Annotated in this window: 13 protein-coding genes; 5 read left to right on the top strand and 8 right to left on the bottom strand. The window is 63.0% G+C overall.

Going from position 1 to position 16,867, the window contains the following annotated elements; translation table 11 throughout:
- Window positions 1-143: 143 nt before the first annotated feature.
- Both guaD and O4H62_RS05785 read right to left on the bottom strand, forming a co-directional pair.
- On the bottom strand, window positions 144-1,439 hold the full coding sequence (guaD, locus tag O4H62_RS05790; RefSeq protein WP_269386178.1) for a guanine deaminase: 1,296 nt from the start codon (window positions 1,437-1,439) through the stop codon (window positions 144-146).
- Entirely contained in the window at window positions 1,436-2,689 is a 1,254-nt protein-coding gene (locus O4H62_RS05785; RefSeq protein ID WP_269386177.1) for a urate hydroxylase PuuD, read from the bottom strand. Before O4H62_RS05785 ends, guaD begins: the two co-directional genes overlap by 4 nt.
- Window positions 2,690-2,972: 283 nt before the next feature.
- Between O4H62_RS05785 and ugpB the strand changes: the two genes are divergently transcribed.
- From ugpB to O4H62_RS05765, 4 genes are all read left to right on the top strand, one after another.
- The gene (gene ugpB / locus O4H62_RS05780) at window positions 2,973-4,283 is read left to right on the top strand and encodes a sn-glycerol-3-phosphate ABC transporter substrate-binding protein UgpB (RefSeq protein WP_269386176.1); all 1,311 of its coding nucleotides are present in this window, start codon (window positions 2,973-2,975) and stop codon (window positions 4,281-4,283) included.
- 62 nt (window positions 4,284-4,345) lie between these two features.
- A complete protein-coding gene (ugpA, locus tag O4H62_RS05775) occupies window positions 4,346-5,227 on the top strand; it encodes a sn-glycerol-3-phosphate ABC transporter permease UgpA (protein WP_269386175.1) in 882 nt (293 codons plus the stop codon).
- Window positions 5,228-5,235: 8 nt separating this feature from the next.
- Window positions 5,236-6,072, top strand: coding sequence for a sn-glycerol-3-phosphate ABC transporter permease UgpE (ugpE, locus tag O4H62_RS05770; RefSeq protein WP_269386343.1), 837 nt, complete (start codon window positions 5,236-5,238; stop codon window positions 6,070-6,072).
- A 6-nt stretch (window positions 6,073-6,078) separates the two neighbouring features.
- A complete protein-coding gene (locus tag O4H62_RS05765; RefSeq protein WP_269386174.1) occupies window positions 6,079-7,101 on the top strand; it encodes a sn-glycerol-3-phosphate import ATP-binding protein UgpC in 1,023 nt (340 codons plus the stop codon).
- Between the two features lie 56 nt (window positions 7,102-7,157).
- Here O4H62_RS05765 and O4H62_RS05760 read toward each other — a convergent pair whose 3' ends face one another.
- Genes O4H62_RS05760 through O4H62_RS05750 form a run of 3 tightly spaced genes read right to left on the bottom strand, consistent with a single transcriptional unit; the run spans window position 7,158 to window position 10,290 of the window.
- Window positions 7,158-8,690, bottom strand: coding sequence for a DHA2 family efflux MFS transporter permease subunit (locus O4H62_RS05760; protein ID WP_269386173.1), 1,533 nt, complete (start codon window positions 8,688-8,690; stop codon window positions 7,158-7,160).
- A 23-nt stretch (window positions 8,691-8,713) separates the two neighbouring features.
- A complete protein-coding gene (locus O4H62_RS05755) occupies window positions 8,714-9,817 on the bottom strand; it encodes an HlyD family secretion protein (protein WP_269386172.1) in 1,104 nt (367 codons plus the stop codon).
- Window positions 9,814-10,290 (bottom strand): MarR family winged helix-turn-helix transcriptional regulator, encoded by a 477-nt coding sequence (locus O4H62_RS05750; protein ID WP_269386171.1) that lies wholly within the window; start codon window positions 10,288-10,290, stop codon window positions 9,814-9,816. The genes O4H62_RS05755 and O4H62_RS05750 overlap by 4 nt, the downstream gene beginning before the upstream one ends.
- A gap of 196 nt (window positions 10,291-10,486) precedes the next feature.
- On the opposite strand from O4H62_RS05750, the gene O4H62_RS05745 reads away from it, so the two are divergent.
- Window positions 10,487-12,103 (top strand): GMC family oxidoreductase, encoded by a 1,617-nt coding sequence (locus O4H62_RS05745; protein WP_269386170.1) that lies wholly within the window; start codon window positions 10,487-10,489, stop codon window positions 12,101-12,103.
- Here O4H62_RS05745 and xdhC read toward each other — a convergent pair.
- The 3 genes from xdhC to xdhA are packed head-to-tail and all read right to left on the bottom strand — an operon-like array spanning window position 12,088 to window position 16,777.
- Window positions 12,088-12,918: a xanthine dehydrogenase accessory protein XdhC gene (xdhC, locus tag O4H62_RS05740; protein WP_269386169.1), complete on the bottom strand. Its 831-nt coding sequence runs from the start codon at window positions 12,916-12,918 to the stop codon at window positions 12,088-12,090. The two genes, O4H62_RS05745 and xdhC, sit on opposite strands and share 16 nt — an antisense overlap.
- Window positions 12,918-15,290, bottom strand: coding sequence for a xanthine dehydrogenase molybdopterin binding subunit (gene xdhB / locus O4H62_RS05735; RefSeq protein ID WP_269386168.1), 2,373 nt, complete (start codon window positions 15,288-15,290; stop codon window positions 12,918-12,920). Before xdhB ends, xdhC begins: the two co-directional genes overlap by 1 nt.
- A 2-nt stretch (window positions 15,291-15,292) precedes the next feature.
- On the bottom strand, window positions 15,293-16,777 hold the full coding sequence (gene xdhA, locus O4H62_RS05730) for a xanthine dehydrogenase small subunit (protein ID WP_269386167.1): 1,485 nt from the start codon (window positions 16,775-16,777) through the stop codon (window positions 15,293-15,295).
- Window positions 16,778-16,867 lie beyond the last annotated feature (90 nt).

Raw genomic sequence — 16,867 nt, 5'->3', positions numbered from 1 at the left:
GCAGTACATCCGTGCTCACGCGACCTTATAAGCAATCTTTGATAAGACCGCTGCTGATACACAGCTTGCAGAAAGATTGTTAACGAAGAGTTAAGACGGAATTGTGACAGGAGCGCAAATAAGATCCGTCACCTGGCTTTCAACTATCTCTTGACGGTTTCGCCGGCAACGTAGACCGCCCGGACCGACCGGTCGTCACCCATTGTTTGCATCAGGAAGAGTTCTTCTTCCAGCGTCTGTACCGTTTCCATGCGGATATCCATGGCCGGTGTCGCCCGGGCGTCAAGCGCGATGATATCGGCGTCTGTCCCAGGTTCCAGCGTGCCGATACGTTCCACCAGCCCGAGCGCTTCCGCATTGCCACGGGTCGCCTGCCAGTAATTCTCGATCGGCGGCAGCCGGTGACCGCGCAATTGCTGGATCTTGTAGGCCTCGTCGAGCGTTCTCAAGAGCGAGTAGCTCGAGCCGCCGCCGATGTCGGTCGCAATCGCGGTCCGAACGCCATGCTGCTTCAGCCGCTTGAGATCGAAGAGACCGGAGCCCAGAAACAGGTTCGAGGTCGGGCAATGCACCGCGACGGACCCGGCTTCTGCAATGGCACCCATTTCGCGGTCGGACAGGTGAATGGCATGGCCGAGCAGCATCTTGTCGGTCAGCAGCCCGTAGTGTGCATAGACGTCGGTGTAGTCCTTCGCCTCGGGGTAGAGCTCAAGCGTGTAGGCGATTTCGGCGTCGTTCTCGGACAGATGTGTCTGGATCAGGAGATCGGGATGCTCGCGCGCGAGCGCGCCCGCGGCTTCCAGCTGGGCCGGGGTGGAGGTGATGGCAAAGCGTGGCGTGATCGCTACGTGATTGCGCCCCTTGCCGTGCCAGTCGGCGATCGCCGCCTTGCTGTCGTCATAGCTCGATTGCGCCGTGTCGGTCAGCGCCTCCGGCGCGTTGCGGTCCATCATCACCTTGCCGCCCACCATCAGCAGGTTGCGGCGTTGGGCTTCAGCGAAATAGGCGTCGGCCGAGCCCTTGTGCACGGAGCAATAGGCCGCGGCCGTCGTCGTGCCGTGGCGCAGCAGTTCGTCGAAGAACAGCGTGGCGAAGCGGGCGGAATGCGCCGCATCGGCGAAGCGCTGTTCCTCGACGAAGGTGTAGGTGTTGAGCCATTCAAGCAGGTTGGCGGCGTAGCTGGCCGTCACCTGCATCTGCGGGAAGTGAATATGCGGATCGATGAAGCCGGCCATCAGGATATATGGCCGATGATCGATGACCTCGATATCCGCTGGCGCCTTCGATGCCACCTCCGCATAGGATCCAGACGCGGTGATCATCCCGTTTTCGACGAGCAGCGCTCCGTCGGCCTCGTAGACATAGCTCGCATGATCGTCGCGCGCCTGCGGGCGCGCCTTGAAGCTCAGCGTACGGCCGCGCAGCAGTCTGGCTGTCATTGCCCTGTCTCGCCCGCTTTGGGCTCGCCGGCGATGGCGGATTCGTACCAGGCAACGATCAGCGCCCGCTCTTCCGGCTCGACATAGGTGATGTTGCCCGGCGGCATCGCGTGGCTGCGGCCGGCCTGGAGGTAGATCTCGCGGGCGTGGCGGGCGATCTCCTCGTTGGTCTCGAGTTTCACGTTCTTGGGCGCGTGAGCCATTCCGTCCCACACGGGTTCGGCGGCATGACACATCGAGCAGCGGCCCATGATCGTCTCGCTGACCGCTTCGAAATGGGCATTGGTGACGAACCGTTCATGCACCGGCGCCAGCGAGGCTTCCTCGATCACTTCATCGGTGCGCGGCAGGCTCGACAGCCAGATGATGGCCATGAACAGCGCGACCGTCGCTGCCCAGGTCCAGTGCGGCTTGCCCTTGCGGGCGTGAACCGTGTTGAACCAGTGCCGGATGGTGACACCCATCAGGAACACCAGCGCCGCGATCAGCCAGTTCCATTGCGTGGCAAACGCCAGCGGATAGTGGTTCGACAGCATCAGGAAGATCACCGGCAGGGTGAGATAGTTGTTGTGCAGCGAGCGCTGCTTGGCGATGCGTCCGTATTTCGGGTCCGGCGTCCGCCCGGCCTTGAGATCGGCAACGACGATCTTCTGGTTGGGGATGATGATCATCGCCACATTGGCGCTCATGATCGTCGCGGTGAACGCGCCGAGATGCAGAAGCGCCGCCCGGCCGGTAAACACCTGCGTGTAGCCCCAGGCCATCGCCACCAGCACCGCGAACAGAACCAGCATCAGCCCGGTGGTGCTTTGCCCGATCGGCGACTTGCACAACAGGTCATAGATGATCCAGCCGAGCACGATCGACGCCACCGAAATGGAAATCGCGATCGGCGCCGAGACATCGAGCACGGAGGTGTCGATCAGGTAGAGCTCAGCCCCGGCATAGTAGACCACGCACAGCATGGCGAAGCCCGACAGCCAGGTCACGTAGCTTTCCCATTTGAACCAGGTCAGGTGCTCGGGCAGCCGCTCGGGCGCCACGAGATATTTCTGGATATGGTAGAAGCCGCCGCCGTGAACCTGCCATTCCTCGCCATAGGCGCCCACGGGCAGCCCGGGACGCTGCACCAGCCCGAGATCCAGCGCGATGAAATAGAACGATGACCCGATCCAGGCGATCGCCGTGATCACATGCAGCCAGCGCACGGCAAAGCTGAGCCATTCCCATAAAACAGGATAATCGTACATCGGTGCCCCTCGCACTTCGCGTTTGTTTTGCAGTGCACATGATGCGCAATGCGGAGCCGAATGGAAAGCCCGCTTTCGCTTGTCCGTGAGTTAATCAGTTGCAGTTTTTTTCTGAAAGTCGACCTGATTGTCTGGTGAAACCGGAAGGGTTCATTCCCGGGTTCGTTTTCCACAATCACTGTCACAAAACTGTTTTCAATTGCGCGATAGACACGCCGAGGCTACGTTTCCCTTTCGGGTCACGTTCGTTTCCACGCGTTTCCCATCAAGGGAGGAAGTTCACATGAAAAAAATCATCGCCGCCGGCGTTGTCGCCGCACTCATGTCCGGCGTTGCGCCTGCAAGTGCCGCCACGCAAATCGATTTCTGGCACGCTTTTACGGGCCGTCTTGGAGAGCTGCTTGACGAGCAGGTCGCCAAGTTCAACGCATCCCAGACAGATTACACCGTGGTTGCCACCAACAAGGGCAACTACTCCGAAACGCTCAATGCCGGCATCGCCGCGTTCCGCGCCGGCGAACAGCCGGACATTCTTCAGGTGTTCGAAGTCGGCACTGCCACGATGATGGGTGCCAAGGGCGCCATCAAGCCGGTTTACGAAGTCATGGCCGAATCGGGCCTGCCGTTCGACCAGTCTGCCTATCTCGCTGCGGTCGCGGGCTACTACACCACCACCGACGGCCAGATGCTGTCGCTGCCCTACAATTCCTCGACGCCGGTTCTTTACGTCAACAAGGACGCGTTGAAGGCCGCCGGTCTCGATCCGGAAATGGACCTGTCGACCTGGGAGCAGGTCGGAACCGCACTTGATGCGCTGAAGGCCGCTGGCAACAAGTGCCCGCTGACCACCGCATGGCAGAGCTGGGTTCACCTCGAAAACCTCTCCGCCTACCACAACGTGCCCTTCGCCACGAAGGAGAACGGTTTTGCAGGCGTCGACACCGAGCTGACCTTCAACGGCGAAGTCCAGGTCAAGCACATCGACACGCTCGGCCAGTGGGCCAAGGACGGCAAGTTCATCTATTCGGGCCGCCGCAACGAAGGCGGCGCTCCGTTCCGCGCCGGTGAATGCGCGCTGTTCACCGAATCGTCGGCCGGATATGCCGGCGTGAAGAAGGAAGCCACCTTCGATTTCGCCATCCGCCCGCTGCCTTACTGGAGCGATGTTGAAGGCGCGCCGCAGAACACCATCATCGGTGGTGCGTCGCTGTGGGTTATGCAGGGCCAGACGCCGGAGGAATACAAGGGCGTTGCGGCGTTTTTCAATTTCCTGTCGAGCGCCGACATCCAGGCCAAGTGGCACCAGGACACCGGCTACCTGCCGATCACCATGGCTGCCTACGAGGCAACCAAGGCGTCAGGCTTCTATGAAGCAAATCCCGGTACCGACATCTCGATCATCCAGATGACCGGCAAGGCGCCGACCGCCAATTCCAAGGGATTGCGCCTGGGCAGCTTTGACCAGATCCGCGGCATCATCGACGAAGAACTCGAAGGTGTCTGGAATGGTTCGAAATCCGCAAAGGACGCGCTCGATTCGGCCGTCTCCCGCGGTGACGAACTGCTCCGCCGCTTCGAGCAGGCCAACCGCTAACAGCATCTGTCCGGCGGAGCCGCCACAGGCTCCGCCGGCTTTCTCTTGCCGGTTGGTGAATCATGGAAAAGCGTGTCGTATTTGACAACCGCTGGCTGCCCTATCTTCTGGTCGCCCCGCAGTTGCTCGTCACATTTGTTTTTTTCTTCTGGCCGGCGGGGCAGGCGATCTACCAGTCTGCCTTCATCCCGGATCCCTTCGGGCTCAAGACCCAGTTCGTCGGTTTTGGCAATTTCGAGTATCTCTTCGGCAACCGCTACTATCGTGAATCCTTTCTGACCACGGCAGTCTTCTCGGTTCTGGTCACGGTTTCGGCGATGTCCTTCGCCCTCTGGCTTGCCGTCCTGGCCGACCGGGTCATCAAGGGATCGAGCGCCTACCGGACGCTGCTGATCTGGCCCTATGCGGTCGCCCCCGCGATCGCCGGGGTGCTCTGGCTGTTCATGTTCAATCCCTTCACCGGCATCATCGCCTGGATGCTCTCGCAGATGGGCTATGTCTGGAATCACAATCTCGACGGCGGCCAGGCCATGGCGCTCGTGGTGGCGGCCTCGGCCTGGAAACAGATCAGCTACAATTTCCTGTTCTTTCTTGCCGGTCTGCAGGCGATCCCGAAGAGCGTCATCGAGGCGGCCGCAATCGACGGCGCCAGCTTCTGGCGGCGGTTCTGGACCATCGTCTTTCCGTTGCTTTCGCCAACAACATTCTTCCTGCTGGTGGTCAACATCATCTATGCCTTCTTCGACACGTTCGGCGTCATCCACACCATCACCAAGGGCGGACCTGAGCAATCGACCACGATCCTCGTCTACAAGGTCTTTTCCGACGGCTTCGTCGGCCAGGACTTGGGCTCGTCAGCGGCCCAGTCCGTGGTGCTTCTGCTGCTGGTGGGCATCCTGACCGTGGTCCAGTTCCGTTTCATTGAACGACGGGTGCATTACTGATGAGCGGCATGGTCGAAAAACGAGGGGTTGGCACCTGGCTCACCCACGCCGGCCTGATCTTCGGCATCGCGGTGATCTGCTTCCCGATCTGGATCGCCTTCGTCGCCTCCACGGTGACCCAGGACGATCTGATCCGTCCGCCGATGCCGTTGCTGCCCGGCCCGCATCTCCTTGAAAACTACCTTGAAGCGCTGCTGACCGGCGGCGTCGCCCCCGTCTGGCAGATGCTGCTCAATTCGCTGGTCATGGCGCTCGGCATCACCATCGGCAAGATCATCATCTCGCTGCTGTCGGCCTATGCCATCGTCTATTTCAAGTTCCGCTTCCGGATGCTGTTCTTCTGGCTGATCTTCATGACGCTGATGCTGCCGGTCGAGGTCCGCATCGTGCCGACCTATGAGGTGGTGGCGAGCCTCGGGCTGCTCAACAGCTACACCGGCCTGATCCTGCCGCTGATCGCGTCAGCCACGGCCACCTTCCTGTTCCGACAACTGTTCATGACAATTCCGGACGAACTGACCGAAGCCGCCCGCGTCGATGGCGCCGGTCCGGTGCGCTTCTTCATCGATATCCTGCTGCCGATGTCGCGCACCAATATTGCCGCGCTCTTCGTCATCCTCTTCATCTACGGCTGGAACCAGTATCTCTGGCCATTGCTGGTCACCACCGATCCTTCCATGAACACAGTGGTCATGGGCATCAAGCAGATGCTGCCGACCGGAGACCAGACCGTCGAATGGCCGGTGATCATGGCTACCGCCATGCTGGCAATGCTGCCGCCGGTTCTCGTCGTCATCGGCATGCAGAAACTCTTCGTCAAAGGCTTGGTCGAAAGCGAGAAATGAATTCCCATGGCTGAAATCAAACTTGAAGCGATCAGAAAGAGCTACGGCCGGACCGAAGTCATTCACGGCATCGACGCGGAGATCAGCGACGGCGAATTCATTGTCATCGTCGGTCCGTCGGGCTGCGGCAAGTCAACGCTGTTGCGCATGGTCGCTGGCCTTGAAACCATCACGTCGGGCGACATCCGTATCGGCGACCGGGTGGTCAACAAGCTCGAGCCGCGCGAACGCGACATCGCCATGGTGTTCCAGAACTACGCGCTCTATCCGCACATGAGCGTCTTCGACAACATGGCCTATGGGCTGAAGATCGCCAATGTCCCGAAGCCCGAGATCGCCTCGCGGGTCGCCGAGGCCGCCCGCATGCTCGAGCTCGAGCCTTATCTCGACCGCAAGCCGCGGCAGCTCTCCGGCGGCCAGCGCCAGCGTGTCGCCATGGGCCGCGCCATCGTCCGCAAGCCCGCCGTCTTCCTGTTCGACGAGCCGCTGTCCAATCTCGACGCCAAGCTCAGGGTGCAGATGCGGCTTGAGATCAAGGCGCTGCAGCGCAAGCTCGGTGTCACGGCTCTTTATGTCACCCACGATCAGGTCGAGGCGATGACGCTCGCCGACCGGATGATCGTCATGAACGCAGGCGTCGCCGAACAGGTCGGCGCGCCGCTTGACGTCTACGCCAACCCGGCGACGCTGTTCGTTGCGGGCTTTATCGGCTCGCCGCCGATGAATGTGCTCAGCCACGAAATCCGCCAGGGTAGGGGACCTCTTGATCCCGGCGCGGTGATCGGCATCAGGCCCGAGCATATCGATCTCGTCGCGCCGGGCGCCGGTCTGATCGACTTGGATGTAGCCTTCTGCGAGCCGCTGGGCGCGGAAACGCTCGTGCATGGCGTCACCGCCGCTGGCGACAAGCTGGTCGTGCGTATTGACGGCGAAACCAGCCTGCCTGCCGATGGCACGCGCGTCGGCCTGGCAATCGATCCGGCACGCATTCTGGCCTTCGACGCGGCCGGACGCCGCAGCGAGACCTGAACACCGTTCAGACTGATCCGCTCTGGTGTAAAGGACTGGCGCCGCGGCGGCAATCCTCAATCCATATGCGCGGCTGCTGCCGGAGCCGCCGCGACAGCTCTCGGTTTGCGCAACAGCAAGGCGAGGGGAATGGCAAACAGCGTCACCAGCATCATCAGCTTGAAGTCGTTGTTGTAGGAAATCATCAGCGCCTGCTGGTTGACCAGGCTATCGAGCGTCTGCAGCATCGCCGGATCGGTGAGCCTCCCCGGGAGCAGTTCCCGCAGAACCGGGTTGAACGGATTGATGAAGGCGCCAAGTTCCTCGTGATTGATCTGCACGTTGCGCGTCAGGTACAGCGTGACCACCGAGATGCCGATTGATGAGCCGAGGTTGCGCACCAGGCTGAACAGGCTGGCGGCATCGGTGCGGTAACCGGGAGCAAGCGTCGCAAACGCGATCGCCGACAAGGGCACGAACACGAGCCCGAGCCCAAGGCCCTGGATGACGCCGGTGGTGATCACCGGCCAGCTGTCCATCTGCGGCGAGAAACCGGTCATCAGATAAAGCGATGCCGATGTCAGCAGCAGCCCGGTGATCACCAGGTAGCGCGGGTCGACCATCCTCACCAGCCGTCCGACCAGGATCATCGAAATCATCGTGCCTACCCCGCGCGGCGCCATCACCAGCCCGGTGGTGATCGTTGAATAGCCGAAGACATGCGACAGCATCGGCGGCAGCAGCGCCAGGCTCGCCAGCAGCACGATACCGACGATGAAGATCAGCACCAGCCCGGTGACGAAGTTGCGGTCGGCAAAGATTTTCGGATCGACAAACGGATCGTCCGCAGTCGCCAGGTGCACCGTGAAGATCCAGATCCCGGTGATCGCCAGACCGAGTTCGATCCAGATTTCCCAGGCCGAGAACCAGTCGACTTCGCCGCCGCGGTCGAGCATCAGCTGCAACGCGCCGACCCCGAGCGACAGCATCGCGAAACCGAAGAAATCGAACCGGCGCAGCCGCCGGGCGACTTCCGGGAGATAGGCGGCGCTGCCCATGAAGGCGATGATGCCGACCGGCAGGTTGATGAAAAACACCCAGCGCCAGTTCAGCACCTCGGTCAGCCAGCCGCCAAGCGTTGGGCCGATGATCGGTCCGACCATGATCCCCGCACCCCAGATCGCCATGGCCTGTCCGTGGCGTTCCTTCGGATTGATGTCGAGCAGGAAGGTCTGTGACAGCGGCACGATCGCCGCGCCGAACAGCCCCTGGAGAATGCGGAACAGCACCATGGTTTCGAGACTCGGCGCCAGGCCGCAGGCCATCGAGGTGGCGGTAAAGCCGACGATCGTGGTCAGGAACAGCTGACGCCGGCCAACCCGGTCGGCCAGCCAGCCGGTCACCGGCGTCATGATCGCCGCGGCCACGATATAGGATGTCAGCACCCAGGTGATGGTGTCCTGCGAGGCATCAAGGTCGCCGGTCATCGACGGCAGCGCCACGTTGGCAATCGTCGTGTCCAGCACCTGCATGATCGTCGCGAGCATGATCGAAACCGTGATCAGGCCCCGGTGTGGCACAGTGTGCCCGGGTTCTTCGGTCGTGCTCATTGTCGTGCTTTCCCTGCGCCCGCTTACTCTGCAGCCTTGGCGGTGCTGAACAGGTCGCCGAAGCTGCGGCTTTCACCGGTGTCCACGGTCACGGTGGCGCTCAGTCCGGAGCGGGCAAGGATCCTGGCCTCAGGATTGTCGAGCTTGATCCGGACAGGAATCCGCTGCGTGACCTTGACCCAGTTTCCGGTGGCGTTCTGTGCCGGCAGCAGCGAGAATTCCGCGCCGGTGCCCGCGCCGATCGAGTCCACTTTCGCCTTGAAGATCCGGTCAGGATAGAGGTCGAACACGACCTCTGCCGGCTGGTCGGGTTTCATGTGCGCCAGTTGCGGTTCCTTGAAGTTGGCGTCGATCCACGGGTTTGTCGTCTCGACAATGGTGAACAGCGAGGCGCCGGGGGTGACATACTCGCCCGGACGGAAGGACGAGGCCTGGTAGACCAGGCCATCGGCCGGCGCCCGCACCGTGGCAACCGAAAGATTGTAAGCGGCCTTGTCGCGTGCGGCCTTGGCGGCCACCACCATCGGGTGATCGTCGATTTCGCCGTTCAGGCTGTCGGCCAAGGCCGCCTGCGCCGTCGCCACCGACTGCTTGGCAGCGACAAGCCCTTGCGCGGCCTTCTGCGCCGTGTGGCGGGCGTCGTCCAGCGAAGAGTTCGTCGCCACGCCCTTGGCCGTCAGCGCCTTTTGCCGGTCCAGCGTGTCCTGGTAGAACGCCGCGTCGTCGGCCGCGATCTGTTCCTGGGTCAAGGCCTGGCTGTAGGCCGCCTTGAGTTCGATGACGTTCAGACGGGCGCTTTCGACTGCCGCATTGGCCTGGTTCAGCGCGATCTGAAGCGGCTCGGGATCCACCTCGAACAACACGTCGCCCTTGCGGACGGCGACGTTCTCCGCCACGTTGACGTTGACCACGCGCCCGGCGATCTCGCTGGCGATCGTGATCCGCGCCAGCCGCATGTTGGCGTTCTCTGTCTCCTCATAGCGGCCGCCATTGATCCAGACATAGAGCCCGCCACCGATCAGCAGGCACGGCACCAGCAGCATCAGCACATTGCGGCGAAGCTTGGATGGTTTCTTTGCCGGGGCAGGTTGTGACGGTGTTACGGTCGGATTCGCCTGGGTGCTCATGATGCTGCCTGCTGCTCAACGTTGGGAGGTGTCGTTGCGGTTTCGTCCGACGAAAGATTGCCGACCATGAGGGTGAGCGCCGATATCAGCGCCGCGCGCATGTCTTCATCGACGCCGGCCATTGCTTCTTCATAGACGTCTGCCGCCACCGCCTTGATGGCGGAGTAGGCCGAAAGGCTCTTGTCGGTGGGAACAACGCGGTTGACCCGGCGATCGGTTTCGTGCGCGCAGCGCCTGACCCATCCACCCTGTTCCATACGGTCGATCAGGCGGGAGACGCTGATCGGTTCGATTTCCATCAACTCCGCCAATCGCGCCTGGGTCGGGTTCTGTTCGCGGACCACCCGCACCAGGAGCCGCCATTGCGCCGATGACAGGCCGTACTCCTGGCCACGCTTTTCAAAATGTCTGCGCAGCAGCCGCCCCGTGTCGTGGATCAGGAAGCCCAGTTGATCGATTGCCGTCTTTTTCATGAGCCGCATATATTATAAGCATGCTTATTAAACAAGGGGGCTTTCGATCACACCAAATGAACACTGTGTCCATGACCCAGGCGGATGTCGCGCCTCAGCCAGCCGTTGGCGTTGCAAATCCATTGCTCGCCACCGGCAAATGTGACAACGCTTGAGCATCAACCGGTCTGCGCCTCGAGCATCCCAAGAGAACTCCATGGACAATCCCGACTTCATCATCATCGGCGCCGGTTCGTCCGGTTGCGTCATGGCCGAACGCCTTTCCGCGTCGGGCCGCCACAAGGTCCTGGTGCTGGAGGCCGGCGGCGACGACCGGCGCTTTTTCGTGCAGATGCCGCTCGGCTACGGCAAGACCTTCTTCGATCCGAAGGTCAACTGGATGTACCGCGCCGAACCCGATCCAGGACTGGCCGGAAATGTCGATCACTGGCCGCGCGGCCGGGTGCTCGGCGGATCCTCATCGATCAACGCCATGGTCTGGGTGCGCGGCCACCGCACCGATTTCGATGACTGGCGCGATGCCGGCAATCCCGGCTGGGGTGCCGACGAGATGTTTGCAGCCTTCCGCGATGTCGAGTGCGCCGTTATCGGCGACGACGCCATCCGAGGGCGCAACGGGCCGCTCAACCTGTTTGTCCCAGGCAAGACAACCCATCACCTGACCAAGAAATGGTTCGAATCCGCCCAGGCCCTTGGCCTGCCGCTCAATCCGGATTTCAACGGCGAAAGCCAGGATGGCGTCGGCCTGTTCGAGTTCACCATCCATAGCGGCCGGAGGTTGTCGGCGGCGCGCGCCTTCCTGCGCCCGGCGATGAAGCGGCCCAATCTTCGTGTGATCACCGGCGCGCAGGTGACAGGCCTGACGTTCGACGGTGCCCGCGTCACTGGCGTCAGCTACAGCCGCAACGGCAAGAAGCAGACGGTCAGCGCCGGGCGCGAGGTGATCCTCAGCGGCGGCTCGGTCAACTCGCCGCAGCTCCTGCAGCTTGCAGGCATTGGACCGGCCGAACACCTCAAGGGTCTTGGTATCGACGTCCGCATCGACAATTCGAATGTCGGACGCAATCTCGAGGACCACATCGGCATCAACTACACCTACCGGGCCAATTGCCCGACCATCAACCAGCAGCTCGGTCCCTGGTGGGGCAAGCTCAATGCCGGTCTGCAATACCTGCTGTTCCGCGACGGTCCGCTGTCTGTCAGCCTCAACCAGGCCGGCGGCTTCATCCGCACCACGCCCGATCATGCGCGGCCCAACATGCAGCTCTATTTCCAGGCATTTTCGACGGTCATCCCGCGGCCTGGCGAACGCCCGATCCTCAGCCCCGATCCCTGGCCGGGCTTTTCCATCGGCTGGTCCAACTGCCGTCCGAAGAGCCGCGGCGAGATCATGATCCGCTCGTCCGATCCATCGCAGGCGCCGCGCATCACCCCCAACGCGCTGTCGCATGAAGACGACATCGCCGAGATGCTGGCGACCGGCAAGCTGGTGCGCGCCATGGCCGCCGCCAAGCCGCTGGCCGATTGCATCGAGGCGGAATTGCTGCCGGGACCGGAGATCACCAGCGACGAGGCGATCATCGACGATTTCCGCCGCCGCTCCGGCACGGTCTATCACCCGGTCGCCACCTGCCGCATGGGCCCTGACCCGGCGACATCGGTTGTCGACGCGAGACTGCGCGTTCACGGGCTTGAGGGCTTGCGGGTGGTCGACTGCTCGATCTTCCCCAACATCGTCACCGGCAACACCAATGCGGCGGCGATTGCCACCGGCTGGCGGGCATCACAGCTGGTGCTTCAGGACGCCGGGTGAGCCTTGCCGTCGCGCCAGTCTGCGAGGGCTGCGATGATGTCGGCCGTCACCGTGGCGGCGATTACCTCCGGTCGCTTGTCGGCAATCTTGCGGCCAATCGGGCAGATGAGCTTCGAAAGTTGCGCCTTGTCGCCGCCTTCGCGGATGAACTGATGCTCGAAGGTCGCGCGTTTGGTGTCCGAGCCGATCATGCCGATCTGGGCCAGGTCGTCACGCTTCAGCGCCGCCGAGACAATCAGGAAATCCAGCGCGTGGTCATGGGTCAGCACGATCACGGCACTTCCCGGCGCGATACCGGCCACCAGGCTCTCGGGCAGGGCTGTCAGATGCCGGGCTGCGCCCGCCGGCGTGAGATCCAGCTCGTCCGCCCGCGTCTCGGCCACATGCACCTTGACCGGCAGCAGCAGCAGCGCATTGGCCAGCGCCCGGCCGACATGACCGCCGCCGAACAGCCAGACCTCGGGATCGGCCTCGTCCTCGGCCCTGACCAGCGCCTCGACCTCGTCGAACCGGGCGAGGGGGATCACTTCGAACGACAGCGTCACATGCCCGCCGCAGCATTGCCCGATCGCCGGTCCCAGTGGCAGCGCCATCGGCGCCGCAGCCGCACCCGCCAGCACTTCGCGCGCCCGGTCGATGGCCTCGAGCTCCAGCCGTCCTCCGCCGATGGTGCCGAAACAGCCGTCGCTAGAAACCAGCATCCAGGCATCGGTGTTGCGCGGCGTCGACCCCTTCGCTTCGATAACCCTGACCAGCACAAAACCTTGCTTGGTCGAGGTGGCTGCAAAGGCGCGATAGGCCTCAAGCCGCGCCATCAGGCGTCCGCCCCGTCCTCTCCGGACATCTCGGCATCCGCCACAAGCGCCTTCAGCCGCTCCACCGCCATCAGCACCCGCTCGGGCGTCGCCGGGGCGTCGAGCCGCGGCGAGACCTGGTAGTCGGCGATCGAGGCCACGGCCATGCCGAGCGCTTCCAGCACCGAGATCGGCAGCATGAACGGCGGTTCGCCCACGGCCTTCGACCGCCTGATCGTCGGCTCGCGGTTCTCGGCCCAATCGGCAAGCTTCACATTGAAGATCTTGGGCCGGTCGGAAGCGAGCGGGATCTTGTAGGTCGAGGGCGCATGGGTCCTCAGCCGCCCCTTGTCGTCCCACCAAAGTTCTTCCGTTGTCAGCCACCCCATGCCCTGCACAAAGGCGCCTTCGATCTGGCCGATATCCAGCGCCGGATTGAGCGAGCGCCCGGTATCGTGCAGCACGTCGACCCGGTCGACCTGGTATTCGCCGGTCAGCGTGTCGACCGAGACTTCAGACACGGCCGCGCCATAGGCGAAATAGTAGAACGGCCGGCCCTTGCCGCTGGCCCGGTCCCAGTGAATGTCCGGCGTCTTGTAGAAACCCGCGGCCGAAAGCTGGATCCGCGCCTGGTAGGCGAGCTTGATGAAATCCCCGAAGGCCATCAGCTCGTTGCCGATGCGCACATGGTTGGGGATGAACTCAACCTGCTCGGCCGGAACGCTGAACTTCTCGGACGCAAACGCCACCAGCCGGGTCTTGATCTGTTGCGCCGCGTTGGCAGCCGCCATACCGTTGAGGTCGGTGCCGGACGAGGCGGCGGTCGCCGAGGTGTTCGGCACCTTGCCGGTGGTGGTGGCGGTGATCCGGATCGTGTCGAGATCGACCTGGAATTCCTCCGCCAGCACCTGCGCCACCTTGGTGTTGAGCCCCTGGCCCATCTCGGTGCCGCCATGGTTCAAATGGATCGATCCGTCCTGGTAGACATGCACCAGCGCGCCGGCCTGGTTGTACCAGGTGGCGGTGAACGAGATGCCGAACTTCACCGGCGTCAGCGCGATGCCGCGCCGGATCACCGGGCTGTTTTCGTTGAAATCGATGATCTCCGCCCGCCGTGCCTGGTAGTCAGAGGAGGTTTCCAGCTCCTCGACGATCCGGCCGATGATGTTGTCTTCCACCGTCTGGTGGTAGGGCGTCATGTTGCGGGTTTCGCCGCCGTAGAAATTGGCCTTGCGGATTTCGAGCGGATCGCGTCCCAGCGCATAGGCGACCTCTTCGATCATCCGCTCGCCGCCAAGCATGCCCTGCGGTCCGCCGAAGCCGCGGAAGGCGGTGTTGGAGACCGTGTTGGTCATCATCGGTTTGGAGACCAGCCGCACATCCTGGTAGAAATAGCAGTTGTCGGCGTGAAACAGCGCCCGGTCGGTGACAGGGCCCGAAAGGTCGGAGGAAAATCCGCAGCGCGCCGCGAAACTCGCGTCGACGGCATGGATGACGCCGCTCTCGTCATAGCCGACATCGTAGTCGACGACGAAATCGTGCCGCTTGCCGGTGATGATCATGTCGTCGTCGCGGTCCGGCCGGATCTTGACCGGACGGTTCAGCTTCTTCGCCGCGATCGCCGCGATGGCGGCAAACTGGTTCGACTGCGTCTCCTTGCCGCCGAAACCGCCTCCCATGCGCCGCACCTGCACCGTCACCGCGTTCGACACCGTGCCGAGCGCATGCGCTACCATGTGCTGCACCTCGCTCGGATGCTGCGTCGACGACCAGACGGTGACCTCGTCGTCCTCGCCGGGAATGGCGAAGGCGATATGGCCTTCGAGATAGAAATGGTCCTGCCCGCCGATCCGCATCTCGCCCTTGAGCCTGAGCGGTGCTGCGGCAAGACCGGCCTCGATATCGCCGCGCTCGAGCTTCAGCGGGTCGGTGACCAGCGGGTAGTTCGCATCCATCGCCGCGCGCACGTCGGTGACATGCGGCAAGTCTTCATATGTGATCACCGCCCGCTTGGCGGCGCGGCGCGCCAGTTCGCGGGTTTCGGCGATGACGGCGAACACCGGCTGGCCGTGAAACAGCACTTTTCCGGTCGCAAGCACCGGCTCGTCGTTGCGGCCGCTTGGTGAAATGTCGTTGCTGCCGGGCACGTCCGCGCCGGTCAGCACCGCCACCACGCCCTCGCAGGCACGCACCGCATCGAGATCGAGCGCGGTGATTCTGGCATGCGCGCGGTCGGTCAGGCCGAGATAGCCGTGCAGAGTGCCCGCGGGCTCCGGCATGTCGTCGATGTAGTCGGCGCTGCCGGTGACGTGCTTGTGGGCGGAATCATGTTTGCGCGAAACATGCGCGCCGCCTGAAATTTCGGTCCGGCTGCGGGGAGTGGAAGTGTCCATTTTCATGCCTCCGCCAGTGCCGGATGGCGTTCGATGCGCACCGGCGCGCCGCAGGTCTCAAGGAAGAACCGGATCATCAGGTTCTGCGCCGTCAGCATCCGGTACTGGGCACTTGCCCGCCAGTCCGATAGCGGCTGGTAGTCATCGGCAAGCGCCAGCCGCGCCGCCTGGATCGTGTCCCAGCTCCATGGTTGGCCAGTCAGCGCCGCCTCTGCCGAGGCCGCGCGCTTGGGCGTGCCCGCCATGCCGCCAAAGGCGATCCGCGCCGAGGTCACCATGCCCTCGGCATCGGTGATGACGTGGAAGGCGCCGCACAGGGCCGAGATGTCCTCGTCGCGGCGCTTGGAAATCTTGTAGACCGCGAAGAAGGCGTCTTCCGCGAGCGCCGGCACGAAGATGCTCTCGACGAATTCGCCGGGCTGGCGGTCCTGCTTGCCATACTCGATGAAGAAATCGGCAAGCGGAAGCGTGCGGTGGCTGCCGCCCTTGCGTAGCGTCACTGAGGCGCCGAGCGCAATCAACGGCGGAGGCGTGTCGCCAATGGGTGAACCGTTGGCGATGTTGCCGCCGACCGTACCCATGTTGCGCACCTGTTCGCCTCCGATCCGGTCCCACAATTCCGCCATCTGCGGGAAAACCGCGACCAGCGCGCCGCGCGCCGAGGTGTAGGACACGCCGGCGCCGAGCGTGATGCCGGCGTCGTCGATCGAGATCTGCTTCAGTTCTTCCAGGTGGCCGATATGGATCACCGGAGCGATGTCGCGCATGTGCTTGGTCACCCAAAGTCCGACATCGGTCGAACCGGCAACGATTGTTGCCTTCGGGTGCGCTTCGCAAAGCGCCGCCAGGTCGTCAAGGTCGCCGGGCACGAAGGTGGTGCCGCGTTCGTGTTCGATCGTCACTCGTGCGCCGTCGGCCATTTCCGTCAGGGCCTCGGTGGTTGCGTCGTAGGCCGCCACCAGCCGGTCATTGTCGGCATCGGGAATGGTCGCGGCAGCGGCGATCGCTGCCTTGACGATCGGCTCGTAGCCGGTGCAGCGGCACAGGTTTCCCTGCAATTGCCGCTCGATATCGGCTTCCGACGGGTTGGGCTCTGCAAGCCACAGGGCATGCAGCGAGGCGACGATGCCCGGCGTGCAGAAGCCGCATTGCGAACCGTGATTGTCCACCATCGCCTGCTGCACGGCGCTCAACCCGCCATCGGGGCGGTTGAGATGCTCGACCGTGACCACATGCGTGGCGTCGAGCGAACCGACCAGCCGGATGCAGGCATTCACCGTCTCGTAGCTCAACAGACCGTTGTCGATGCGCCCGACGAGCACGGTGCAGGCGCCGCAATCGCCCTCGGCGCAGCCTTCCTTGGTGCCGGTCAGCCGCCGGTCGAGCCGTAGCCAGTCGAGCAGTGTCAGGTCGGGTGCAAACCCGGCAAGTTCGACCGTCTGGTCATTGAGCCGGAAACGGATCGATGTGCGGTGGGTGTGAGCCATGTCACCTCTGTGATTTTAAACCAATTGGACAAAAGCTAACCCACTCCGCGGCTGCGCGAAAGAGCGATAAGCGCATGCAACAGTTTCAGG

Source organism: Parahoeflea alexandrii (genome assembly GCF_027214025.1).
In the GTDB taxonomy this organism is placed as follows: Bacteria; Pseudomonadota; Alphaproteobacteria; order Rhizobiales; family Rhizobiaceae; genus Hoeflea; species Hoeflea alexandrii_A.
Note: the sequence above shows the minus strand (reverse complement) of the source record. Positions and strands in the feature narration are given on the sequence as shown.

Bases quoted from the DNA above. Each gene is read 5' to 3' on its own strand.
- guaD (WP_269386178.1), bottom strand. From the start codon at position 1,439: ATGACAGCCAGACTGCTGCGCGGCCGTACGCTGAGCTTCAAGGCGCGC.
- O4H62_RS05785 (WP_269386177.1), bottom strand. From the start codon at position 2,689: ATGTACGATTATCCTGTTTTATGGGAATGGCTCAGCTTTGCCGTGCGC.
- ugpB (WP_269386176.1), top strand. From the start codon at position 2,973: ATGAAAAAAATCATCGCCGCCGGCGTTGTCGCCGCACTCATGTCCGGC.
- ugpA (WP_269386175.1), top strand. From the start codon at position 4,346: ATGGAAAAGCGTGTCGTATTTGACAACCGCTGGCTGCCCTATCTTCTG.
- ugpE (WP_269386343.1), top strand. From the start codon at position 5,236: ATGGTCGAAAAACGAGGGGTTGGCACCTGGCTCACCCACGCCGGCCTG.
- O4H62_RS05765 (WP_269386174.1), top strand. From the start codon at position 6,079: ATGGCTGAAATCAAACTTGAAGCGATCAGAAAGAGCTACGGCCGGACC.
- O4H62_RS05760 (WP_269386173.1), bottom strand. From the start codon at position 8,690: ATGAGCACGACCGAAGAACCCGGGCACACTGTGCCACACCGGGGCCTG.
- O4H62_RS05755 (WP_269386172.1), bottom strand. From the start codon at position 9,817: ATGAGCACCCAGGCGAATCCGACCGTAACACCGTCACAACCTGCCCCG.
- O4H62_RS05750 (WP_269386171.1), bottom strand. From the start codon at position 10,290: ATGAAAAAGACGGCAATCGATCAACTGGGCTTCCTGATCCACGACACG.
- O4H62_RS05745 (WP_269386170.1), top strand. From the start codon at position 10,487: ATGGACAATCCCGACTTCATCATCATCGGCGCCGGTTCGTCCGGTTGC.
- xdhC (WP_269386169.1), bottom strand. From the start codon at position 12,918: ATGGCGCGGCTTGAGGCCTATCGCGCCTTTGCAGCCACCTCGACCAAG.
- xdhB (WP_269386168.1), bottom strand. From the start codon at position 15,290: ATGGACACTTCCACTCCCCGCAGCCGGACCGAAATTTCAGGCGGCGCG.
- xdhA (WP_269386167.1), bottom strand. From the start codon at position 16,777: ATGGCTCACACCCACCGCACATCGATCCGTTTCCGGCTCAATGACCAG.